The 19,496-nt window shown below is 75.7% G+C and carries 17 protein-coding genes; 8 read left to right on the top strand and 9 right to left on the bottom strand.

Annotated elements, in window-relative coordinates; translation table 11 throughout:
• Positions 1-339 precede the first annotated feature (339 nt).
• Positions 340-1,515: a geranylgeranyl reductase family protein gene (locus tag SLAV_RS32300; protein WP_030232856.1), complete on the top strand. Its 1,176-nt coding sequence runs from the start codon at positions 340-342 to the stop codon at positions 1,513-1,515.
• A 60-nt stretch (positions 1,516-1,575) separates the two neighbouring features.
• On the opposite strand, the gene SLAV_RS32305 is transcribed toward SLAV_RS32300, so the two are convergent.
• A complete protein-coding gene (locus SLAV_RS32305) occupies positions 1,576-1,839 on the bottom strand; it encodes a hypothetical protein (protein ID WP_078950423.1) in 264 nt (87 codons plus the stop codon).
• Positions 1,840-2,045: 206 nt separating this feature from the next.
• The gene (locus SLAV_RS32310) at positions 2,046-2,504 is read right to left on the bottom strand and encodes a nitroreductase/quinone reductase family protein (protein WP_030232861.1); all 459 of its coding nucleotides are present in this window, start codon (positions 2,502-2,504) and stop codon (positions 2,046-2,048) included.
• Positions 2,505-2,653: 149 nt separating this feature from the next.
• Here SLAV_RS32310 and SLAV_RS32315 point away from each other — a divergent pair, with 149 nt between their 5' ends.
• Positions 2,654-3,352, top strand: a complete 699-nt coding sequence (locus SLAV_RS32315) for a TetR/AcrR family transcriptional regulator (protein ID WP_030232863.1) — start codon at positions 2,654-2,656, stop codon at positions 3,350-3,352.
• Between the two features lie 203 nt (positions 3,353-3,555).
• Positions 3,556-4,620 (top strand): spherulation-specific family 4 protein, encoded by a 1,065-nt coding sequence (locus tag SLAV_RS32320; RefSeq protein ID WP_234333698.1) that lies wholly within the window; start codon positions 3,556-3,558, stop codon positions 4,618-4,620.
• A 72-nt stretch (positions 4,621-4,692) separates the two neighbouring features.
• Here SLAV_RS32320 and SLAV_RS32325 read toward each other — a convergent pair whose 3' ends face one another.
• Entirely contained in the window at positions 4,693-5,622 is a 930-nt protein-coding gene (locus tag SLAV_RS32325; protein WP_051841108.1) for a LysR family transcriptional regulator, read from the bottom strand.
• A 139-nt stretch (positions 5,623-5,761) separates the two neighbouring features.
• Between SLAV_RS32325 and SLAV_RS32330 the strand changes: the two genes are divergently transcribed.
• Positions 5,762-7,306, top strand: coding sequence for a class I adenylate-forming enzyme family protein (locus SLAV_RS32330; RefSeq protein ID WP_030232872.1), 1,545 nt, complete (start codon positions 5,762-5,764; stop codon positions 7,304-7,306).
• Between the two features lie 54 nt (positions 7,307-7,360).
• Here SLAV_RS32330 and SLAV_RS41635 read toward each other — a convergent pair whose 3' ends face one another.
• The 3 genes from SLAV_RS41635 to SLAV_RS32345 all read right to left on the bottom strand — a co-directional run bounded on the left by SLAV_RS41635 (position 7,361) and on the right by SLAV_RS32345 (position 9,863).
• On the bottom strand, positions 7,361-7,765 hold the full coding sequence (locus tag SLAV_RS41635) for a hypothetical protein (protein ID WP_167456813.1): 405 nt from the start codon (positions 7,763-7,765) through the stop codon (positions 7,361-7,363).
• A 50-nt stretch (positions 7,766-7,815) separates the two neighbouring features.
• The gene (locus SLAV_RS32340) at positions 7,816-9,033 is read right to left on the bottom strand and encodes a GDSL-type esterase/lipase family protein (protein ID WP_078950424.1); all 1,218 of its coding nucleotides are present in this window, start codon (positions 9,031-9,033) and stop codon (positions 7,816-7,818) included.
• A gap of 86 nt (positions 9,034-9,119) precedes the next feature.
• The gene (locus SLAV_RS32345; protein WP_030232881.1) at positions 9,120-9,863 is read right to left on the bottom strand and encodes a maleylpyruvate isomerase family mycothiol-dependent enzyme; all 744 of its coding nucleotides are present in this window, start codon (positions 9,861-9,863) and stop codon (positions 9,120-9,122) included.
• A 36-nt stretch (positions 9,864-9,899) separates the two neighbouring features.
• Here SLAV_RS32345 and SLAV_RS32350 point away from each other — a divergent pair, with 36 nt between their 5' ends.
• Both SLAV_RS32350 and SLAV_RS32355 read left to right on the top strand, forming a co-directional pair.
• The gene (locus SLAV_RS32350) at positions 9,900-10,556 is read left to right on the top strand and encodes an alpha-ketoglutarate-dependent dioxygenase AlkB family protein (RefSeq protein ID WP_030232883.1); all 657 of its coding nucleotides are present in this window, start codon (positions 9,900-9,902) and stop codon (positions 10,554-10,556) included.
• A gap of 43 nt (positions 10,557-10,599) precedes the next feature.
• Positions 10,600-11,934 carry an ROK family protein gene (locus SLAV_RS32355; RefSeq protein ID WP_234333699.1) on the top strand — a complete coding sequence of 445 codons (1,335 nt, stop codon included), beginning with the start codon at positions 10,600-10,602 and terminating at the stop codon, positions 11,932-11,934.
• Positions 11,935-12,027: 93 nt separating this feature from the next.
• On the opposite strand, the gene SLAV_RS32360 is transcribed toward SLAV_RS32355, so the two are convergent.
• Positions 12,028-12,573 carry an ATP-binding protein gene (locus tag SLAV_RS32360; protein ID WP_030232887.1) on the bottom strand — a complete coding sequence of 182 codons (546 nt, stop codon included), beginning with the start codon at positions 12,571-12,573 and terminating at the stop codon, positions 12,028-12,030.
• Between the two features lie 198 nt (positions 12,574-12,771).
• Here SLAV_RS32360 and cds1 point away from each other — a divergent pair, with 198 nt between their 5' ends.
• Complete coding sequence (cds1, locus tag SLAV_RS32365) at positions 12,772-13,947, top strand: L-cysteine desulfhydrase Cds1 (protein WP_037687669.1); 1,176 nt, start codon at positions 12,772-12,774, stop codon at positions 13,945-13,947.
• Positions 13,948-13,984: 37 nt separating this feature from the next.
• On the opposite strand, the gene SLAV_RS32370 is transcribed toward cds1, so the two are convergent.
• A complete protein-coding gene (locus SLAV_RS32370) occupies positions 13,985-14,473 on the bottom strand; it encodes an SRPBCC family protein (protein ID WP_030232894.1) in 489 nt (162 codons plus the stop codon).
• A gap of 214 nt (positions 14,474-14,687) precedes the next feature.
• On the opposite strand from SLAV_RS32370, the gene SLAV_RS32375 reads away from it, so the two are divergent.
• A complete protein-coding gene (locus SLAV_RS32375; protein WP_234333700.1) occupies positions 14,688-17,087 on the top strand; it encodes a hypothetical protein in 2,400 nt (799 codons plus the stop codon).
• On the opposite strand, the gene SLAV_RS32380 is transcribed toward SLAV_RS32375, so the two are convergent.
• Positions 17,038-19,494, bottom strand: a complete 2,457-nt coding sequence (locus SLAV_RS32380) for a right-handed parallel beta-helix repeat-containing protein (protein ID WP_030232901.1) — start codon at positions 19,492-19,494, stop codon at positions 17,038-17,040. The two genes, SLAV_RS32375 and SLAV_RS32380, sit on opposite strands and share 50 nt — an antisense overlap.
• Between the last annotated feature and the right edge of the window lie 2 nt (positions 19,495-19,496).

Below are 19,496 nucleotides of genomic sequence, written 5' to 3' on the forward strand. Positions count from 1 at the left end.
GGACAGGTCGCTCGGGGGGCGGACGCAGGGACGGACGCCGGGGGGAGGGAAGGGACGGACACGGCGGCCCGGAAGGGTCCGCAGGACGGAACGGCCGCGGGTGCGGCCGAGGTGACGGCCGCGGTCACGGTGGAGGCGGAGGCGGACGCAGAAGCAGCGGCGCCGACCGAGACGGTCGCGGCAGCGGCGGCGGACGCGGACGCCGTTCCCGGCGGGGCGGCGGGGGAGGCCCCCGTACCGGTCCACCTGCCGGCTCCCGTGCCGTCCCCCGACGGGCTTCCCGAGACGGCCGCTTCCGAGGCGGTACCCGAGGGCACCGGCGAGGTCTGGGACGTCGTCGTGGTCGGCGCGGGACCGGCCGGCGCCTCGGCGGCCTACGCGGCGGCCACGGCGGGGCGCCGCGTCCTGCTTCTGGAGAAGGCCGAACTGCCCCGGTACAAGACCTGTGGCGGCGGCATCATCGGCCCCTCGCGCGACGCCCTCCCGCCGGGCTTCGTCCTGCCCTTCAAGGACCGCATCCACGCGGTCACCTTCTCCTACGACGGGAAGCTGGCCCGCACCCGGCGCTCGAAGGGCATGCTCTTCGGGCTCATCAACCGGCCGGAGTTCGACGCCGCGCTGGTCGTGGAGGCCGAGAAGGCCGGCGCGACGCTCCGTACGGGTACGGCCGTGTCCCGCGTCGAACAACACGGCGCGGCGGTGCCCGACCGGCGCACGGTCGCCGTGGTCCTGGCCGACGGCGAGACGGTGCTCGCCCGTGCCGTGGTCGGCGCGGACGGCAGCGCCAGCCGGATCGGCGCCCACGTGGGGGTCGAGATGGACCAGGTCGACCTCGGCCTGGAGGCGGAGATCCCCGTCCCGCAGACGGTCGCCGACGACTGGAAGGGCCGCGTCCTCATCGACTGGGGTCCGCTGCCCGGCAGTTACGGATGGGTCTTCCCCAAGGGCGACACCCTCACCGTCGGGGTCATCTCGGCGAAGGGCGAGGGCGCCGCGACCAAGCGGTACCTGGACGACTTCATCGCCCGGCTGGGCCTCGCCGGTTTCGAACCGGCCGTCTCCTCCGGGCACCTGACCCGCTGCCGCAAGCCCGGTTCGCCGCTCTCGCGCGGCCGGGTGCTGGTGGCGGGTGACGCGGCCGGCCTCTTGGAGCCTTGGACCCGTGAGGGCATCTCCTTCGCGCTGCGCTCGGGGCGGCTCGCGGGGGAGTGGGCCGTCAAGATCTCGGAGGCGCAGGACGCGGTGGACGCCCGGCGCCAGGCGCTCAACTACGCCTTCGCGGTCAAGGCCGGGCTGGGCGTGGAGATGGGCGTCGGCAAGCGGATGCTGAGCCTGTTCGAGTCCCGCCCCGGGATGTTCCACGCGGCGCTCACGGGTCTGCGGCCCGCGTGGCTGGCGTTCGCCCGCATCACCCGCGGGTCGACGACGCTGGCCGACCTGGTGCGTACGTACCCGCTCGCGCGGAAGGCGCTGCACCTGCTGGACGCCCGTCAGGCCCGCAACGGCCGGGGCTGATCCGACGGCGGAGGGCCGCTCCGGCGGCCCTCCGCACCCGCGGGCCGGGTGGTGGGCCGGCTAGTGGGCCGCGCGGCAGGCGCCGTTCGAGACGTCCGTGGAGATGCCGGCCGCCTTCAGGCTCGCGACGCAGCTGGTCTGGTTGCCGATGGCGCCCTGGTAGCAGGCCTGGGCGACGTCGGCCGTGGACGACTTCCCGTGCGACACGACGTACTGCTGGCACTGCTGGACGCTGGCGGAGGCGGCCGGGGCGACGACGAGGGCTCCGCCGGCGGCGAGGACCAGGCCGGCGAGGATGCTGGGGATACGGGCCGACGGACGCATGCGGATGCACCTGCTCTCTCGGTCGGTCACGCGATCCGCGAGTACGCCGGACCACGGGCGGGGGCGGCGCGGAGCGGGCACTCGGGGGGTCGACCGGCTCGGCGCATCGGTCACCCCCGCCCTTCCGACGCTAGAGCACCGCACCGGCGCTCGCACCACGGCCGTACGGGGCCCGCGCCGCTGCGGGGACGGCCGTTGCCGGGGGTTCAGTCCGACACCGTGATGCGGAAGACCGGGTGGTCCCCGGCGGCCGCCCGGAGCTCGGCGTCGGAGGACTTCGCGGTGACGCCCTGGAAGAACCGGTTGACCTCCCAGCCCCACTTCTCCAGGTAGGCGCGCAGCACCTCCGCCTTCTGCGCCGGGTCCGTGAGCTCCGTGACGGTGAAGGTCCTGACCTTGCGGCCCACGCGCAGCTCGCCGCCGCCCGCCACCCGCATGTTGCGGACCCACTGGGAGTGACCCCGGGCCGAGACCAGGTACTGGGCACCGTCGTAGGTGTGCGGGTTGACGGGGATCCGCTGCATCTGGCCGGACTTGCGGCCGCGCACCGAGAGCTCGGCCGTTCCGGCGAGGCTGATGCCGACCCGGGCGAGCCGGCCGAGGAGGGCGTTGAAGCGGGTACCGAGTCGGCTGGCCTGGACGTAGTAGGGGGCGGACGCGTTCACGGTGACCTCCGGAGCGGATGGGGAGAGCAGTGCTCTCGCTTGAGGCCAGTGTGCACGGATCGCCGCACCAAAACAAGAGCAGTGCTCTCCGAAATGAGCGCCGCTCCCGTTTTTGTGCACTGCTCCACATGTATGGCACACTGACCTGCATGAGCACCGTGCGAGGAGCCAGGGAACGGGCCCGCCTTGAGGTCACCGCCGCCATCAAGGACGAGGCGCGCCGCAGACTCGCCGCCGAGGGCGCGGCCAAGCTCTCGCTGCGCGCCGTTGCCCGCGAGCTGGGCATGGTCTCCTCCGCCCTCTACCGCTACTTCCCGAGCCGCGACGAACTCCTGACCGCCCTGATCATCGACGCATACGACAGCGTGGGCGTCGCGGCCGAAACGGCCGATGCGGTCTCCCTCGCCGCCGGTGCCGCGCCCCGCCCCCGCTGGATCGCCGTCTGTGGGGCGGTCCGCGCCTGGGCGCTCGCGCACCCCCACGAGTACGCCTTGATCTACGGCTCCCCGGTCCCCGGCTACAGCGCCCCCGCCGACACCATCGGCCCCGCCTCCCGGGTCGCCAACGTCCTCATCGGCATCCTCCGCTCCGCCCACGAGGGCCGCGGCCTGTCCCTGCCGCCGCTGCCCGCCGCCCTGCGCTCCGAAGCGGACCGGATGACCGCCGACTTCGCCCTGGGTCTGCCGCCCGAGGTGACCGCCGCCCTGGTCGCGGCCTGGGCGCAACTCGTCGGCCTGATCTCCTTCGAACTGTTCGGCCAGTTCAACCGGGTCGTCGAGGAGCGGGACGCGTTCTTCGCGCACGCCGTCGGCCGGCTGGCGCACGAGGTGGGACTGCCCGCCGTCTGACGGGGAGTCCGCGCCATCCGGCGTCCGTGCCATCCGGCGTCCGTGCCATCCGGCGTCCGCGCCGCCCGGCGGGTGTTCGGACGGCGAGGTGACGGATCGATTCCCTGTTCCTCCCGTCAATGTGGGTGGTTCACCCTTCACCGACTTGCCGCGCGTCTACTGTTCCTCGGGTCGACCCCCTGCCCCGCCGGAGGAAACAGCCCATGGCCCGCGCCCGCGCCGTGAAGGCCCTGTACGCCGTCCTGGTCACCTGGCTGCTCACCGCCCCGGCGCCCGCCCCGCCCGCCCCGGCCGAGGCGGCCCGAGCGGTCGGCGCCGACCGCGCGGCCGGCGCCGACCGGGGTCCGTCACCCGGCCCCGCTCCCTCCAGACCCGGCGGGGCGGAACCCGCCCTGGGCGCCGCCCCCTCACCCGCCTCCGTACCCGCCCCCACGGTCACGCCCGTACCCCGGGCCCCCGGCGTCCGCGGTCTGGAGATAGCCGTGCCCGCCTACGTCTGGGCCGACGACCCGGTACTGGCCGACCTCTCCGCCACCGGCCCCGCCCCCTCCGTCGTCGTCCTCAACCCGGGCAACGGCGACGCCCCCTTCGACGCCCGGTGGCAGGCCCGCGCGGACGCCCTGCGCACCGGGACCACGGCCACGGGCGAGCGCACCAAGGTCCTCGGCTACGTCCACACCGACCACGGCAGACGCGACCCCGCCGCCGTCAGGGCCTCCGTCGACAACTACCTCAAGCCCTCGGGGAACGGGAGCGGACGCCTCCATGTGGACGGCATCTTCTTCGACGTCGTCAGCCGCGACTGCGGCCCCGGCAACGCCACCCGCGACCACTACGCCGCACTGCGCCGCTACGTCCAGGACACGATGCACGCCGCCGACCCCGACGCCGCCGAGCTGGTCGTCGACAACCCCGGCACGGCCATCGCCGACTGCTACCTCGAACCCGGCCACCGCACCGCCGACGTCTTCGTCACCTTCGAGGACACGTACGCGGCGTACACCTCGGGCGGCTGGCGCGGCGGCAACGTGTTCGACCCGCTCGGCGGGTACCGCGCGGGCACCGAACTCGACCCGAGCGGCACCGCGTTCTGGCACCTCGTCCACGACGTCCCCGACGCCGCGGCCATGCGCACCACGCTGCGCACCGCCTTCGAACGCGGCGCGGGCTACGCCTACGCCACCAGCGCGGTCATGCCCAACCCCTGGAACACCGCCCCCGAATGGAAGTACGCCCTCCAGACCGGCTACGCCGCCACCCTCGGCTGAACCCCGCCCGAAGGCCCCGCCCCGCGCGCCCCGCCCCGCGCGCCCCGCCCCGCGCGCCCCGCGCCGGGCGTCCTACGGAGCGCCGGTTCCGCCGCCCCCGGCCGCCCCGCCGGCCCGCGCGGAGGCGTCCCCGAAGTACCCCACCGCGAAGTCCGCGAGGCTCCGGGCGCCCAGGGACGCGTAGGCGCCCCCGGCCCGGACGAGGCGCAGTTCCCGGCGGGCGTCGGACGAGGCCAGCCCGGCCCAGGCCACGATGTCCCGGGTGCCGGACTCCCGGGCGAGGGCCGGCACCAGCGCCACTCCGAGCCCGGCGGCGACCAGGTCCAGTACCGCCCCCGGTTCGTCCCCCTCGCACACGACCGTCGGCCGTACCCCGGCCCGATCGAACAGCCGCTCGGCCAGCACCCGCTGCCAGTGCCCCCGCCCCGGGGTGACGAACGGCTCCCCGGCCAGCTCCGCCACCGCCACCCGGTCCCGCCCGGCCAGCCGGTGGCCGCGGGGCACCGCGAGCAGCACCTCCTCGGTGAGCAGCACCACCGACTCCAGGGCGGGCCCGGCGAGCGGCTGCGAGGCGAAGCACAGGTCCGCCTCCCGGGTCCGCAGCAGGTGCGCCATCGTGTCGGCCGACGCCTGCCGCAGCCGGACGTCGACCCCGGGACGGGCCGCGCGGAAACGGGCCAGCAGCCCGGTGAGGGTCAGCAGGGTCTCGCTCGCCACCGTCACCTCGCCGCCCCCGCCGGCGCGCGCGACGTCCGCCAACTCGCGGCGGCCGTCTTCGAGTTCGGCCAGTGCCCGGTCCACCCGCAGCAGGAAGGCCGCGCCGTGCCGGTTGAGGTGGATCCGGCGGCCCCGCCGGTCGAAGAGCGGCACCCCCAGCTCGGCTTCCAGCCGGGCGATCGTCCGGCTCACCGACGGCTGGGCGGTGCGCAGTTCGTCCGCGGCCCGGCTGATGTGCTCGTGCCGCGCGACCACCTGGAAGCACCTCAACGACAGCAGGTCCACCGCCCGCCCCCCTTTCATAACCCCGAGAGCACGTTCTCATGGCGGAGCCGGTCTTGGACGGCATGAACGAGCGCCCCCTAACCTCCGAGGACCACCCGCACCTCCCACAGGACCCCACCAAGAAGGGGGCAGTACCGTCATGCCCGGATCCCCGCGACCGCCCTACGAGAGCTACGTGGACGCCCTCCTCGCCGTCCTCGCGCGCCCGGACCACCCGCCCGCCCGGCCCGTGATCGTCGCCGCCGACCGGACCGTCGGCGCCCGCGCCCTCCACGCCGGGATCCACCGGGCCGCACGGCTGCTGGCGGCCCGCGGCGTCACCCGTGGGAGCACCGTCGCCCTGCTCACCGGGAACCATCCCGAGGCCCTCGTCGCCCGCTACGGAGCCAACCTGCTCGGCGCCAGGGTCGTGCACCTGAGCCCGGGTTCGCCCGCCGCGGCACGGGCGCGGATCCTGGAGAGCACCGGTGCGGTCCTCCTCCTGGTGGACCCCGCCACGCGGGACCTGCCGACCGGGACCCCCGAGCCCCTGCGGCTGGTCCTGGACCCCGGCCTGTTCACCGACGGCGAGCCCGACCGGCACCCCGTGACGCCCCCGGCCGCGGTCCGCCCAGAGGACGACTGGTGCCTGCGCTTCACCGGCGGGACCACGGGCCCGCCCAAGCTGGTCCGGCTGTCCCACGGCCCGTACCGGAGGATGCTGGCCGGGCACGCCGCCCACTTCCCCTCCGGCGCCTCCGTCCGGTTCCTCGCCTGCACGGCCCTCGCGCACGTGGCCGGCATCGCCGCCGACGCCACCCTGCTCGCCGGCGGCTCCGTCGTCGTGCAGGAGGGCTTCGACCCGGCCGGGGTCCTGGCGGCGGTCGAGCGGTACGGCGTCACCGACCTCTGGCTCCTGCCGCCCCTCCTCCACGAGCTGCTGGACCACCCGGACCTCGCCACCACCGACGTCTCCGCCCTGCGCCGCCTCTTCTACGGGGGCACCCCCGCGTCCGCCGCGCGGCTGCGCCGGGCGGCGGAGGTCTTCGGCCCCGTCCTGCACGGTTCGTACGGGCAGACCGAGACGGGTCCGATCTCCGAGGTCCTTCCGCACGAGCACACCGTCACCGGCCCCGGCGGGCGCGTCACCGCGGGCCGCCCGCTGCCCGGCGTGGACGTCGAGATCCGGGATCCTTCGGGCATGGCGCTCCCGCCCGGGAGTACGGGGGAGGTCCACGTCCGCACGCCCACGGCGATGGCCGGCTACTGGGGGCGCCCCGAACCGGCCGGGGCGGCGGCGGTCCCGGACGGCTGGACGGCCACCGGGGACCTGGGGCTCCTCGACGCCCGGGGCTACCTCCACCTCGTCGACCGGCTCAAGGAGACGGTCATCGTCGTGGGCGCCCATCTCCACCCGGCGGAGGTGGAGGAGGTCCTGCACGCCCACCCGGCCGTCGCCCGCTGCGCGGCCTTCGGGATCAGCGCGGCGGACGGGGACGAGGAACTCCACGTCGCGGTCGTAACCGCTGCGGGCCGGGCCCCGGACGCCGCCCGGGAGCTCGGAGCCTTCGTGACCGCCCGCCTGGGGGCGGCGTACGAACCGGCCGCGATCCACGTCATGGACCGGCTGCCCCTCACCGAGGCAGGCAAACCGGACAAGGTCCTCCTGCGGAGCCGGTACGGCGGAGGCGCGGATCCCGCCTGACGGCCGCTCCCCGGTCCGGCCGGCGGACCCCGGGCCGCGTCCGGCGGATGACCGTCAGGCGGCCCCGGCCCCGGCTCCGGCTCCGGCTCCGGCTCCGGCTCCGGCTCCGGCTCCGGCCCCGGCTCCGGCCCCGGACCCGGGGCCGGGGCCGGGCCCGGGACAGGGCCCGATGGAGCGCGGGCGCCTGCGCCGGGAGTACTCCCGGGCCGGCATCAGCCGGCACGCGCCGTCGGTCCGGCCGACGAACACCGGTGCCCCGACGGGTACCCCGCCGACCGGGGCGATCACGAACACGTAGCCGTCCTCGCGGGTCGCCCACTCGTCCCACCCCAGCGTCCAGCCGTCCTCCGTCCACCCCCGGATCTCGCCGCGCAGGAAGGCGCGCGCGAGCCGCTCGGCCTCCTCCAGCGTCACCTTCCCCACCACATGGGTCCGCCTCCACGCCACCACGTCAGCCACCACGTCAGTCAACTCCCGCCATTCCCTCTAACCGGCCGCACGACCGTCCGTCAGACGGCCCGGCCCTCCCCGAACGGGCCGTCCTCGGCGAAGGCCAGCTCGGCGAAGCGCTCCCCGATCCGGCGGTGGCCGGCCGGGTCCGGGTGCAGGCCGTCCGGCAGCGGGAACTCGGCGAAGTCGGCCTCCCCGTAGAGGGAACGGCCGTCGATGTGGTGCAGGTTCGGGTCGTCGGCGCCGCGCTGCGCGGTGATGCGGGCGAGCTCGCGGCGGATGACGGTGAGCGTGAGCCGCCCGGCGGCGACCTCCGCCGGATCCCCCAGGGCCCGGAAGCTCAGCTTCCCGTCGCGCAGGTCCGGGGCGAGCGGCCCCGGGGTGTCCTCCTGGAGCGGGCACAGGATGGGGGAGACGACCAGCAGCGGAGTGTCGGGGTGTCCCTCGCGGATGGTGTCGAGGAAGCCGTGCACCGCCGGGCCGAAGGCCCGCAGCCGCATCAGATCGGTGTTGACGATGTTGATGCCGATCTTCACGCTGATCAGGTCCGCGGGGGTGTCCCGCAGGGCGCGCGCGGTGAACGGGTCGAGCAGGGCGTTGCCGCCCAGCCCCAGGTTGACCAGCTCCACGCCGCCCAGCGAGGCGGCCAGCGCCGGCCAGATCGTCGCCGGGCCCGCCGCGTTGGAGCCGTGGCTGATGGAACTGCCGTGGTGCAGCCACACCCGGCGGCCGTGTTCCCGCGCCGGTTCGACCGGAGCGTCGGTGCGCAGCGCGATCAGTTCGGTGACCTCGTTGTACGGCAGCCAGATCTCGACGTCCTTGAGCCGGGCGGGCAGCCCCTCGAAACGGACGGTGCCGGGCGGTCCGGGCACGAGTTCCGCGGAGCCGGTGGCCATGTCCACCATCAGGACGTTGCCGCCGTTCGCGGTGGCCTGACCGGCCGGGTGGCCGTCCACGAGCAGGTCGTACACGCCGTCCGGGCGGGGCGGGACGCCCCGGTAGCCGTTCTTGGTGCGGAGCGCGTCGAGTTCGACGGTGGTGGCCCGCGTGCGGAAGACCAGCCGGACCCCGGAGGGCTGCGTCTCGACGGTGGCGAGGTAGGCATCGGGGAACTGCCGGCGGGCCCGGGCCGGCAGCCGGTGCGGCAGTACCCCGTGCGCGGTGCGTTCCACTTCGAGGGCGCCGCGCAGCAGGTCCGCCCCGATCGGCGTGGTGGTCCATCCGGCCGCGCCCGCCGCCTGCGGATCGTCGGTCGCGTCGTTGAGCTGGGAGTTCATACCCTCCACCCTGTCAACCGGATTCCCGATCCGCACACCCGTTTTCCGCGCCGCGGCCCCCCGCCCGGGGGAGGCCGCGGCGGCCGTCAGATGCGGCCGGCCTCCTGCCAGAGCGCCGCCAGCGAGGCGTCGCCGCTCACCTCCGGGCCGGCCAGCGGGAGCCGGTTCCACAGGGCCGCGTACAGCCAGGACGCCGCACCGGTCAGCTCGCAGTCCACCGGGTCGCCGGTGTCGCCGCGCACCGTGCGCGCGGGCTCCTTCGACAGGTGCACCGTCCACACCGCGCCGGTGTCCGCCGCCCGGATCCGCAGCACCTTCGGCTCCTCGGTACGCACCCGGCTGCGCGGCCGGGCGTGGAAGCCGGTCAGCAGCTCGTCCACCCCGTCCTCCGCGAACTCCGGGGTGACCGCGGAGAAGGCCGGACCCTCGGCGGACTCGGCGTCGAAGCGGTGCACGGTCGTCTCGTGCGCCTGCCGGCGGGCCCAGAACGCCAGCGGCGACGGCGCCGCGGTCGGGAGGAAGGTCCAGCACACCAGCTCCGCCGGGGCCGAGGCCAGCGCCCGGACCAGCTCCGCGTGCCCCTCCCGGAACCAGGCCAGCAGCTCGGCCCCGGACAGCTCCGGCGCGTCCGGGAACGGCACCGGGTCCACCAGGCCGTCCGCGACGAAGCCCGTCGCCCAGCGGTGCACCGCACCGGTGTGCCGCAGCAGGTCGGCCACCCGCCACCCCGGGCAGGTCGGCACCAGGGCCTCCGTACCGGTCCGTTCGGCGGTGGCGGCCAGCAGCTCGCCCTCCCGGGCGAGGGTCTCCACGTATTCGGTGATCTTCATACCGCGAGTCTGCCAGCGCGCCCCGACAATGGAGGGGTGACCGGTGAACTGTTCCCGCGCGAGCGGGCCGAGATCGCACCCGGCGCCGTCCACCTGCCCGACTGGATCGGGCCCCGGCGCCAGGGCGAGCTGCTCGCCGCCTGCCGGGAGTGGGCGCGCCCGCCCGCCGGACTGCGCACCGTGCACACCCCCGGCGGCGGGACGATGACCGCCCGGCAGGTGTGCCTGGGGCTGCACTGGTACCCGTACGGATACGCCCGCACGGCCGTCGACGGCGACGGGGCGCCCGTCAAACCGATGCCCGGATGGCTGGCCGCACTGGGCCGCGAGGCCGTCCTCGCCGCGTACGGCACGCCGCTGCCGCCCGCCGAGGAGTACGACATCGCGCTGGTCAACTTCTACGCCGGCGACTCCCGGATGGGCATGCACCGGGACGCCGAGGAACGGTCCGGGGCGCCGGTGGTCTCGCTCAGCCTCGGTGACTCCTGCCTCTTCCGCTTCGGCAACACCGTCTCGCGCGGACGCCCGTTCCGGGACGTCGAGCTGCGCAGCGGGGACCTGTTCGTCTTCGGCGGACCGGCCCGGCGGGCCTTCCACGGGGTGCCGAAGGTCCTGCCCGGCACCGCGCCGCCCGGCCTGGGGCTGACCGGGCGGCTCAACATCACCCTGCGGGTCGGCGGGCTCGGGTCCTAGCGCCGTGCGCCCGGGGCCTCCCGATCATGCGAGGATCCATGTCATGAAAGGCAACGGGGCCCCGCCGCGGGTGGGGGATGTGACCACGGCGTCCACGGCGGCCGACGCTTCCGGGACCTCCGGGACCTCCGGGACCTCCGGGACCTCCGGGACCTCGGCGGCTTCGGCGGCCTCCGCGCGGACCAGGCTGGAACGGGGCCGGGGCGCGCTCGGCCCCGCGCTGGAGCTCGTCCATACCGGCCGGGCCCCGACCCGGGCGGTCCTGACGGCCGAGCTCGGCGTCACCCGCGCCACCGCGGGCGCCGTCGCCGCCGAGCTGGAGGCCCTCGGCCTGATCCGCGTCGACTCCCGCCCCGGCGGGGCGGGCGGGGCCCAGGGCCGTCCCTCGCACCGGCTGTCGGTCGACGAGAACGGCCCGGTGGCGCTGGCCGCGCAGGTGCACCCGGACGGGTTCCGGGCGGCCCTGGTCGGCCTCGGCGGGCGGATCGTGGCCACCGCGCCCGGCAAGGTCACGGTCTCCGCCGACCCGGCGCAGGTCCTCGGCGCGGTCGTCGACGCCGGCGCCGCGCTGCTCGCCGAGTCCGGGCGGCGCTGCGTGGGCGCCGGTCTGGCCGTGCCCTCCGCGGTCGCGGAGCCCGAGGGCACCGCCCTGAACCCGCTGCACCTGGCCTGGCCGGCAGGCGCTCCCGTGCGGGCCATCTTCGCCGAGCGCGTCAAGGCGGCCGGGATCGACGGACCGGCCCTGACCGGCAACGACGTCAACCTCGCCGCACTCGCCGAGCACCGCCACGGCGCGGGCCGCAGCGCCCAGCACCTGCTCTGCGTGGCGACCGGGCACCGCGGAGTGGGCGGGGCGCTGGTCCTGGACGGCCGGCTGCACAGCGGGAGCGCGGGGCTGGCCCTGGAGGTCGGCCACCTCACCGTCAACCCGGAGGGGCGGGCCTGCCACTGCGGCAGCCGGGGCTGCCTGGACGTGGAGGCCGACCCGCTGGCCTTCCTCACCGCCGCGGGCCGTATCCCGGGCCCCGAGGTGTCCCTGCTCCAGCAGGCCCGTGACCTGCTGCGCGCCGAGTACGCGGACCCGGGCGTGCGGGCCGCCGCCGAGGAGCTCATCGACCGGCTCGGGCTCGGGCTCGCGGGGCTGGTCAACATCCTGAACCCGGACCGGATCATTCTCGGCGGGCTGCACCGGGAGCTGCTGTACGCCGACCCGGAGCGGCTGCGCGCGGTCGTCGCCGACCGCAGCCTGTGGGGGCGCAGCGGCGGCGTGCCGATCCTGCCGTGCACCCTCGACCACAACAGCCTGGTCGGGGCGGCGGAGCTGGCCTGGCAGCCGGTGCTGGACGACCCGCTGGGGGCCTTGGGCGCGGCTGCCTGAGGCGGCCCGGGCCCGGGCCGCGGCCGGGCCGTCCGCCCCGGGGTGCGGCGGGGCGGGCGTCGGGGCCGGTCCGCGGGGGTGCGGCCGGGGGCGTCAGCCGGGCCCGGTGCCGACCGGGACCGGTACCGGCACGGCGACCGGGACGGCCTGCGCGTCCACGGCGGTGAGCACCGCCCGGGCGGGTTCCCGTACCGGCTTGTTCACGCCGATACGGACCGTGCCCGTGGGCGCCGCCGGCGCGGGGGCGGCCCGTAGCGAGAACCACACCACCTTGCCGGTGCCGTCCGGCCGGTGCCGGGCCCCCCAGGCCTCGCTGACGGCCTCCACGAGCGCGAGTCCGCGCCCGCAGGTCTCCAGGGCGTCGGCCGCCCGGACCACGGGCAGCCGCGGATCGCTGTCGGAGACGGAGACGGTCAGCCGCCCGAGGCGCAGTTCGATCTCGACCGTGCAGACCTTGTCGGGCTGCGCATGGCGGTGGACGTTGCTGAGCAGCTCCGTCACGCCGAGCGCAGCCCGGTCTATGAGCGGATCGAGCTGCCAGTGGCGCAGTTGCGCGGAGACGATTCTGCGGACCTGACCGATCCGCGCTGGCAAGGCCTGCAGTTCGACGACGCAGTGCCTGCGGGAATGACTGATCACGGCTGCGACTCCCCGATATCAGTGTTACGGGTGCTGCACCCTCGGTAGCGCACCACCAGGGTCACCCACAGTGGCCCCGGGTGCAACCGAACGCGACCGAAAGCGATCCGCATGGAAACCCAAAGTAACCATTTGTGCAGGTGGGAGGGGTACATTGCGAAAGCAGGGGGCCACGGAACCGACAAAGGAGCAAGGCGCATGAGCACCACCGGTACCACCGGTACGACGGACGCGAGCGTGGCCGCGAACAAGGCCGCGGGAGCGGTCATGACGACGGTCGACGTCGACCGGAGCGACGCGGAATACCGCGCCTGGCTCAACGAAGCCGTCCGCAAGGTCCAGGCGGACGCGAACCGCTCCGCCGACACCCACCTGCTGCGCTTCCCCCTCCCCGAGGCGTGGGGCATCGACCTGTACCTCAAGGACGAGTCCACGCACCCGACGGGCTCCCTCAAGCACAGACTCGCCCGCTCCCTGTTCCTGTACGCGCTCTGCAACGGCTGGATCCGCCCCGGGCGCCCGGTCATCGAGGCCTCCAGCGGCTCGACGGCCGTCTCCGAGGCCTACTTCGCCAAGCTGATCGGCGTCCCCTTCGTCGCGGTGATGCCGAGGACCACCAGCCCGGAGAAGTGCCGTCTCATCGAATTCCACGGCGGCACCTGCCACTTCGTCGACGACCCGATGAAGATGTACGAGGAGTCCGCCGACCTGGCCGCCCGCACCGGCGGCCACTACATGGACCAGTTCACCTACGCGGAGCGGGCCACCGACTGGCGCGGCAACAACAACATCGCGGAGTCGATGTACCAGCAGCTCCGCCTGGAGCGGTACCCCGAACCGGCATGGATCGTCGCGACGGCCGGCACCGGCGGCACCTCCGCCACCATCGCGCGCTACGTGCACTACATGCAGCACGACACCCGCATCTGCGTCCCGGACCCGGAGAACTCCTGTTTCTTCGACGGCTGGACCCACGGCGACCCCCACGCGAGCAGCGACTGCGGCTCGCGCATCGAGGGCATCGGGCGGCCGCGGATGGAGCCCAGCTTCGTGCCGGGCGCCATCGACCGCATGATGCGGGTGCCGGACGCGGCGAGCGTCGCCGCCTGCCGCGCCCTGGAACGGGCCATAGGGCGCAAGGCGGGCGGTTCCACCGGCACCGGACTGTGGAGCGCCCTGAAGATCATCTCCGAGATGGTCGCGCAGGGCCGCACGGGCAGCGTCGTCACCCTGCTCTGCGACCCGGGCGACCGCTACCTCGACAAGTACTACTCGGACGAATGGCTGGCCGCGCAGGGCCTCGACATCGCCCCGTACGAGAAGACGATCGAGACCCTCCTGGAGACGGGGGACTGGCGCGAGCCCACCGCCTGAGCCCGGGCGCGGCCGGGGCCCGCCCGGTGGCCGTCCGTCAGCCGCGGGTGCGGGCCGCCAGGCGGGCGTCGAGCGTGCGCACCGCCGTGCGGAAGGAGTGGCCGAGGCCCGGGCGGGCGGCGGTCAGCGCCAGCCGGAAGGCGGGCGGGCCGTCAGCGGCGAAGGTCCAGCGGACCAGGGTGCCGGGGGAGTGGTCCGCCGGGGCCAGGAGCCACTCCTCCAACAGGGCCCGTACGCCGGGCACGTTGGTCTCGTCGACCCGGTAGGCGTACCGCAGCCCGGGATCCGCGGCCATGACGGTCTCCTGGAAGCGGACCCCGCCCATCAGCCGGACCTCCCGGCCCCCGCCGCCCCGCGTGGGCCGGGCCAGCGTCACGGCCCGGAACCAGGACGGCCAGCCCGTCACCTCCTCCGCCAGCGCCCGGTACACGGCGTCGGGTGCGGCCGAGGCGCGGGCGGTGAACACCAGGCGCGTCGGGGCGTCTTCGGCGAAACCCAGCCCCACGGGGCGGAGTCGGCGGGTCATGTCGTTACCCCCTGGGCGGTGCGGGGCACCGGGTGCGCCGCCGCCGCGCCACCATAACCGGCGGCCCGTCAGAAGTCTCCGCCCGGCCGGGACATCGCCCGGCCCCGGCCCGAACGGCCTTCACACGCACGGGGCCTGGGCAGCGGCGCCCCGGAGCGGGATGCTGAAGGGGCCGCCCCGCGCGCACCAGCCCCTCACCTGCGGAGGCCCCCACATGCCGGACCCCGTCGCCGCCGCCGAACCGCCGCCCCCGGGCCCGCCGCCCGCGCTCGAACTGCTCGTCCACGGCGTGGGCGGAGCCTCCCCCGCCGAACTGCTCCGGGACCCCTACCCCGTCCGGATCACCGGCGACTCGACCGCCGCCGTGTTCCGCCGCCCCGAGGACGCCGACGCCGAGGACCGTCCCGGGCGCCCCCGCGGCCGGCCCGTGGCCGAGGCCTACTGCTGGTCCCGCCTCACCTCCGGCAACGGGGCCCGGGCCCTGTGGCTGCTGCTCCTGCCGTTCATGGTCGCCAACCTCGCCCACTGGGCCCGGCCCGCCGCCGCACCCGGCAAGGCCGCGGCCCGGGCGGTGCGCACGTACGGGCTCCTCGTACGGGTCCTCGCCCTCAGCCTCACCGTGCTCCTCGTCGCGGCCGCCTGCGAGGTGGCGCTGGACCTCCTCGCCTGGCAGTGCGCGGGCAACACCGCCTGCGCGGGCACCCGTTCCCCGCTCGGTGCCCTGCGGCCCGGCACCTGGTGGGGGCAGCCCGGACGCCGCCTCGCGGTCGGCGCCCTCGTCCCCGCCGCCCTGACCGGCCTGCTCTGGTACCTCTCGACCCGCACCTGGAGCGCCTACGAATCCCAGCCGCCGCCCGCCGGCCCCGCCACCCCGGGCGCCCCCGGAACGGGCGGGGAGGAGGCACCGCTGGGGCAGGCCGGATTCTGGTACGGGCGGCGGATCGTGGCACGGCTGCGCGCCGCGCACACCGCCGCCGGACTCCTCACCGTGGCGGTGGCCGTCGCCGCCCCCGCCGTCCGCCACGACCGGGCCGCCACCGGAACGTCCCCCGCCCTCCAGGCCGCCGGATGGGCCGTCGAGGCACTGCTCGCCACCGGAGCCGCCACCGTCCTGTGGGTCGTCTGCCGGCGCGGCCGCACCGAGGTCCGGCCCGACCACCGGCTCGACCGGGCCGCCCTCACCCTGCTGCCCGGCGGCGCCCTCGCCCTGCTCGCCGCGGTCCTCCTCTACGCGGGGTGGTCCCGCCCCGGCTGGGTCTCGGCCGGGCGCCTCCCGGGGGACTTCGCGTTCGGGGTGCTCATGCTCGGCCAGGGCTGCTGCGCGCTGGCCCTCGCCTTCGTCGCCCACCGCCTGCACCGCGACACCCCCGAGCCCGGAGCCGCCCTGCGGGGCCTCGCCGGACCCGCCGTCGCCGTGCTCGGCTGCGCCCTCGGCGGGGTCATGTCCGGCGGGGTCGCCCAGCGCGTCGCCGACTGGCTCGACGGGGGCGGCACACCGGGCACCCCCGGGGCCGCACTGCCCGGACCGCCCGTCCTGCTGTCCTGGCAGGCCGCCGTGCTGCCACCGCTGCTGATCGCCCTGCTGCTGCCGGCCGCCTGGGCACTCGCCCGCGCCGCCCTGGCCCGGCGCCGGATGGCCGCCGGCCTCGCCGCCGAGTACCCGGGAGAGCCCGCCGACCCCGACCGCAGCCGCCGGATCGCCGGGGCACGGGCGGCCGCCGCCCTCACCGACTCCGCGCCGTGGTTCGTGGGGGCCGTCTCCGGGATCACCCTGCTGCTCGGCACCGGCGCCCTCGCCGGAGCCTGGATCAGCGGACGGGTCCCGGCCGAGGCCGCCCGGGGGGCCCACCCGCTGCTCGCCGCCGCCGCCCGCGGCGCCCAGGACACCGGGTCCTGGCTGATAGGGCTCGGCGTCGCCGCCTTCGTCGCCTGGGGCCGCCGCGCCTACCGCGACCCCGCCGCCCGCCGGACCGTCGGGATCCTCTGGGACGTCGGCACCTTCTGGCCGCGCGCCGCCCACCCCTTCGCCCCGCCCTGCTATGCCGAGCGGGCGGTCCCCGACCTGACCTGGCGGATGACCGGCTGGACCGCCCGCACCGGGGGCCGCCTCGTCATCTCCGGACACTCCCAGGGCAGCGTGCTCGCGGCGGCCGCCGTCTGGCAACTGCCGCCCGAAGTGCGCGGCCGCGTCGGCATGCTGACCTACGGCTCCCCGCTGGCCCGGCTCTACGGCCGCTGGTTCCCCGACTTCTTCGGCCCCGGCCGGCTCGCCGCCCTGCACCGCGACCTCGACTGCTGGCGCAACCTGTGGCGGGCCACCGACCCCATAGGAGGGCCCGTCGAGACCGGTGCTGCCGTCGGCGAACCCGTCGACCGGGGCCCCCTGCGCGACCCGCTCGCCTACGGGCGCAGCCCCCGCCACCCGCTGCCCGCGCCGATCCTCGGCCACGGCGACTACCAGGCCGATCCGGCCTTCACCGCCGAACGCGACGCACTCCTCGCGCGACTGGACGCCGCCCCGCGCGGCGACGTACACGACACCCGGGAGGTGCCCGGCCCGCGGATCAGCAGGGCGCGGACAGAGCCGGCAGATCCGCCGGGAAGAGCAGGGTGAGCTCGTCCGTACTCGGCTCGGCCAGCTGAGCCACCCGCCCCGCGTGCCGCTCCACCATCGACTCGAAGGTCTGGCGCGCGGTGCGGCCGTTGCCGAACGCCGGACCCTTGGGCAGCTCCGTGAAGTACGCCAGCAACGCCTCTCCCGTGCCCTCGCCCAGCCGGTACTCGTGCTCCTCCGCCTGCTGCTCCACGATCCGCAGGAGCTCCTGGGGCCCGTAGTCGCCGAAGGTGATGGTGCGGGAGAAACGCGACGCCACCCCCGGGTTGACGGTCAGGAAGCGTTCCATCTCCTCCGTGTACCCGGCGACGATCACCACCACCGCGTCCCGGTGGTCCTCCATCAGCTTCACCAGCGTGTCGATCGCCTCGCGCCCGAAGTCCCGGCCCGAGTCCTCCGGCGAGAGCGCGTACGCCTCGTCGATGAACAGCACCCCGCCGCGCGCCCGGTCGAAGGCCTCCTGCGTACGGATCGCGGTCGAGCCGATGTGCTCACCGACCAGGTCCACCCGGGACACCTCCACCAGGTGGCCGCGCTCCAGCACCCCGAGGGAGGCCAGGATCTCCCCGTACAGCCGGGCCACCGTCGTCTTGCCGGTGCCGGGGGAGCCCGTGAAGACCAGGTGCCGGCGCACCGAGGCCGCCTTCAGGCCCGCCTGCTGCCGTCTGCGCCCGACCTCGATCATGTCGGTGAGGGCCCGTACCTCGCGTTTGACGCTGTCCAGACCGACCAGCGCGTCCAGCTGGCCCAGCGCCTCGCCCGAACCGCGGACCGCACCCGCGTCGGCCGCGTCGCCCGCCCCAGGCGCCCCCGGGTCCGAGGGCCGCTGCCCGGGCATCGCGGCAGGCGCTCCCGCCGGACCCGGCACGGCCGCCGCACGGACCACCGGCTGCGCCCCGGCGGGCACGTCGCCCGCGGCCGCCCGCGCGCCGAGGCGCGGCCCGGGCTCGTCGCCGGTGCACCCCTCGGCGACCGGGCCGTCCTCCGCGAACTCGTACCCGCCGCGTGCGCAGCGCTCGGTGTGGCAGCGGCTGAGAGTGGTCCGGCAGCCGTCGATGACGTGGAAGCCGAAACCGGAACTGCCGCTCACCCGGCAGGCCGTGAACGTGCCGCGGCCGCCCGCCGACACGTAGAAACCGGCCTCGGCCGCCGAAGTGACGGTGCACCGCTCCACCACCGGGTCGGCGCCCTTGGTCACGATCACGCCGGACTGCACGTCGTCGATGGTGCAGTTGGCGAGGGTGCCGCCGCTGCCGTGGTCGCGGAACCAGGCCCCGGTGCCGGCCTCCCGGATGCGGCAGTCGTCCAGCCGCGCGCCGGCGCCGTCGCTGACGGAGACGGCCGTGTTGCGGACCTGGGTGAGGTCGCTGTCGACCACGTCCACGCGCGAACCCCGGTCCAGCACGAACAGGGCGTCCGGCACGTCGTGCACCCGGCAGGAGTCCAGGGAGACCGTGGCCCCGTCGCTGATCCACACCGCCGGGTAGTCACCCGTGCTGTCGTGGATCTCGCAGGACTCGGCATCGACCCGGGTTCCCGGATCCCACACCGACAGGCCGTTGCGCCCGAACCGGCGGACCGTGCTGCGGCTGAGGGTCAGTACCGAACGGGAGCGCAGGTCGACCGCGTTCTCCGGGATGTCGTGGATGTCGCAGCCGGCGAGGGTCAGCACGGCGTCGGTGTCGAGGGTGACCCCGTCGGCGGAGGTGCGGTGCACCGCGCAGTCCGTGAGGCGGGCCGCGGCGCGCGCCGCGATCTGCACCCCGCTGCCCTTGATCTCGTACACCTCGCAGCCCAGCGCCTCCAGGCCCGAACCCTCACCGGTCACGGCGATGCCCGCGCCCGTGGCGTGGTGGATGCGGCAGCGCTCCAGGCGCGGGTGGCCGCCGCGCACCGAGACCCCGGCCTGCCCGGCGGCCACCACCTCGCACTCCTCGAACACCCCGCCGCCGCCGTCCAGGACGGAGATCCCGACCCCGGCCGGATTCTCCACGGTGCACCGGCGCACCAGCGGCCGGGCCCCGCCGCGCACCTCGATGCCGGCCGAGGAGCGGGTGTGCACGCGCAGGTCGCTCAGCTCCGGACAGCCGTCCTCGACGAGCAGCGCGGGCGCCGCCCGGTCGGCACCCTCCAGATGGAGGTCCTGGACCACGGCCGAGGCGCGCACCGTCAGCGCGACCCCGTCGAGCGGGGCGATCCGCACCGAGCCGGCCGCGGCACCCTCGGGCCCGCGCAGGGTGACGGCATGGTGCAGGACCAGGTTCTCCCGGTAGGTGCCGGGGGCGATGGACAGGACGTCGCCGTCGCCCGCGGCGGCGAGCGCGGCGCTCAGCGTCGGATACTCACCGGAGCGCCGCCGCCACCGCGAGGCCCCGCCGTGCGTCACCTGGACCGTGCCCTGAGCCATCG

This window comes from Streptomyces lavendulae subsp. lavendulae (genome assembly GCF_002803845.1).
Taxonomy (GTDB): Bacteria; Actinomycetota; Actinomycetes; order Streptomycetales; family Streptomycetaceae; genus Streptomyces; species Streptomyces lavendulae.

Excerpts from the sequence above, each read along its gene's own strand:
- SLAV_RS32305 (WP_078950423.1), bottom strand. The coding sequence starts at position 1,839 with ATGCGTCCGTCGGCCCGTATCCCCAGCATCCTCGCCGGCCTGGTCCTC.
- SLAV_RS32315 (WP_030232863.1), top strand. The coding sequence starts at position 2,654 with ATGAGCACCGTGCGAGGAGCCAGGGAACGGGCCCGCCTTGAGGTCACC.
- SLAV_RS32320 (WP_234333698.1), top strand. The coding sequence starts at position 3,556 with ATGGCCCGCGCCCGCGCCGTGAAGGCCCTGTACGCCGTCCTGGTCACC.
- SLAV_RS32330 (WP_030232872.1), top strand. The coding sequence starts at position 5,762 with ATGCCCGGATCCCCGCGACCGCCCTACGAGAGCTACGTGGACGCCCTC.
- SLAV_RS32340 (WP_078950424.1), bottom strand. The coding sequence starts at position 9,033 with ATGAACTCCCAGCTCAACGACGCGACCGACGATCCGCAGGCGGCGGGC.
- SLAV_RS32345 (WP_030232881.1), bottom strand. The coding sequence starts at position 9,863 with ATGAAGATCACCGAATACGTGGAGACCCTCGCCCGGGAGGGCGAGCTG.
- SLAV_RS32355 (WP_234333699.1), top strand. The coding sequence starts at position 10,600 with ATGAAAGGCAACGGGGCCCCGCCGCGGGTGGGGGATGTGACCACGGCG.
- cds1 (WP_037687669.1), top strand. The coding sequence starts at position 12,772 with ATGAGCACCACCGGTACCACCGGTACGACGGACGCGAGCGTGGCCGCG.
- SLAV_RS32370 (WP_030232894.1), bottom strand. The coding sequence starts at position 14,473 with ATGACCCGCCGACTCCGCCCCGTGGGGCTGGGTTTCGCCGAAGACGCC.
- SLAV_RS32375 (WP_234333700.1), top strand. The coding sequence starts at position 14,688 with ATGCCGGACCCCGTCGCCGCCGCCGAACCGCCGCCCCCGGGCCCGCCG.
- SLAV_RS32380 (WP_030232901.1), bottom strand. The coding sequence starts at position 19,494 with ATGGCTCAGGGCACGGTCCAGGTGACGCACGGCGGGGCCTCGCGGTGG.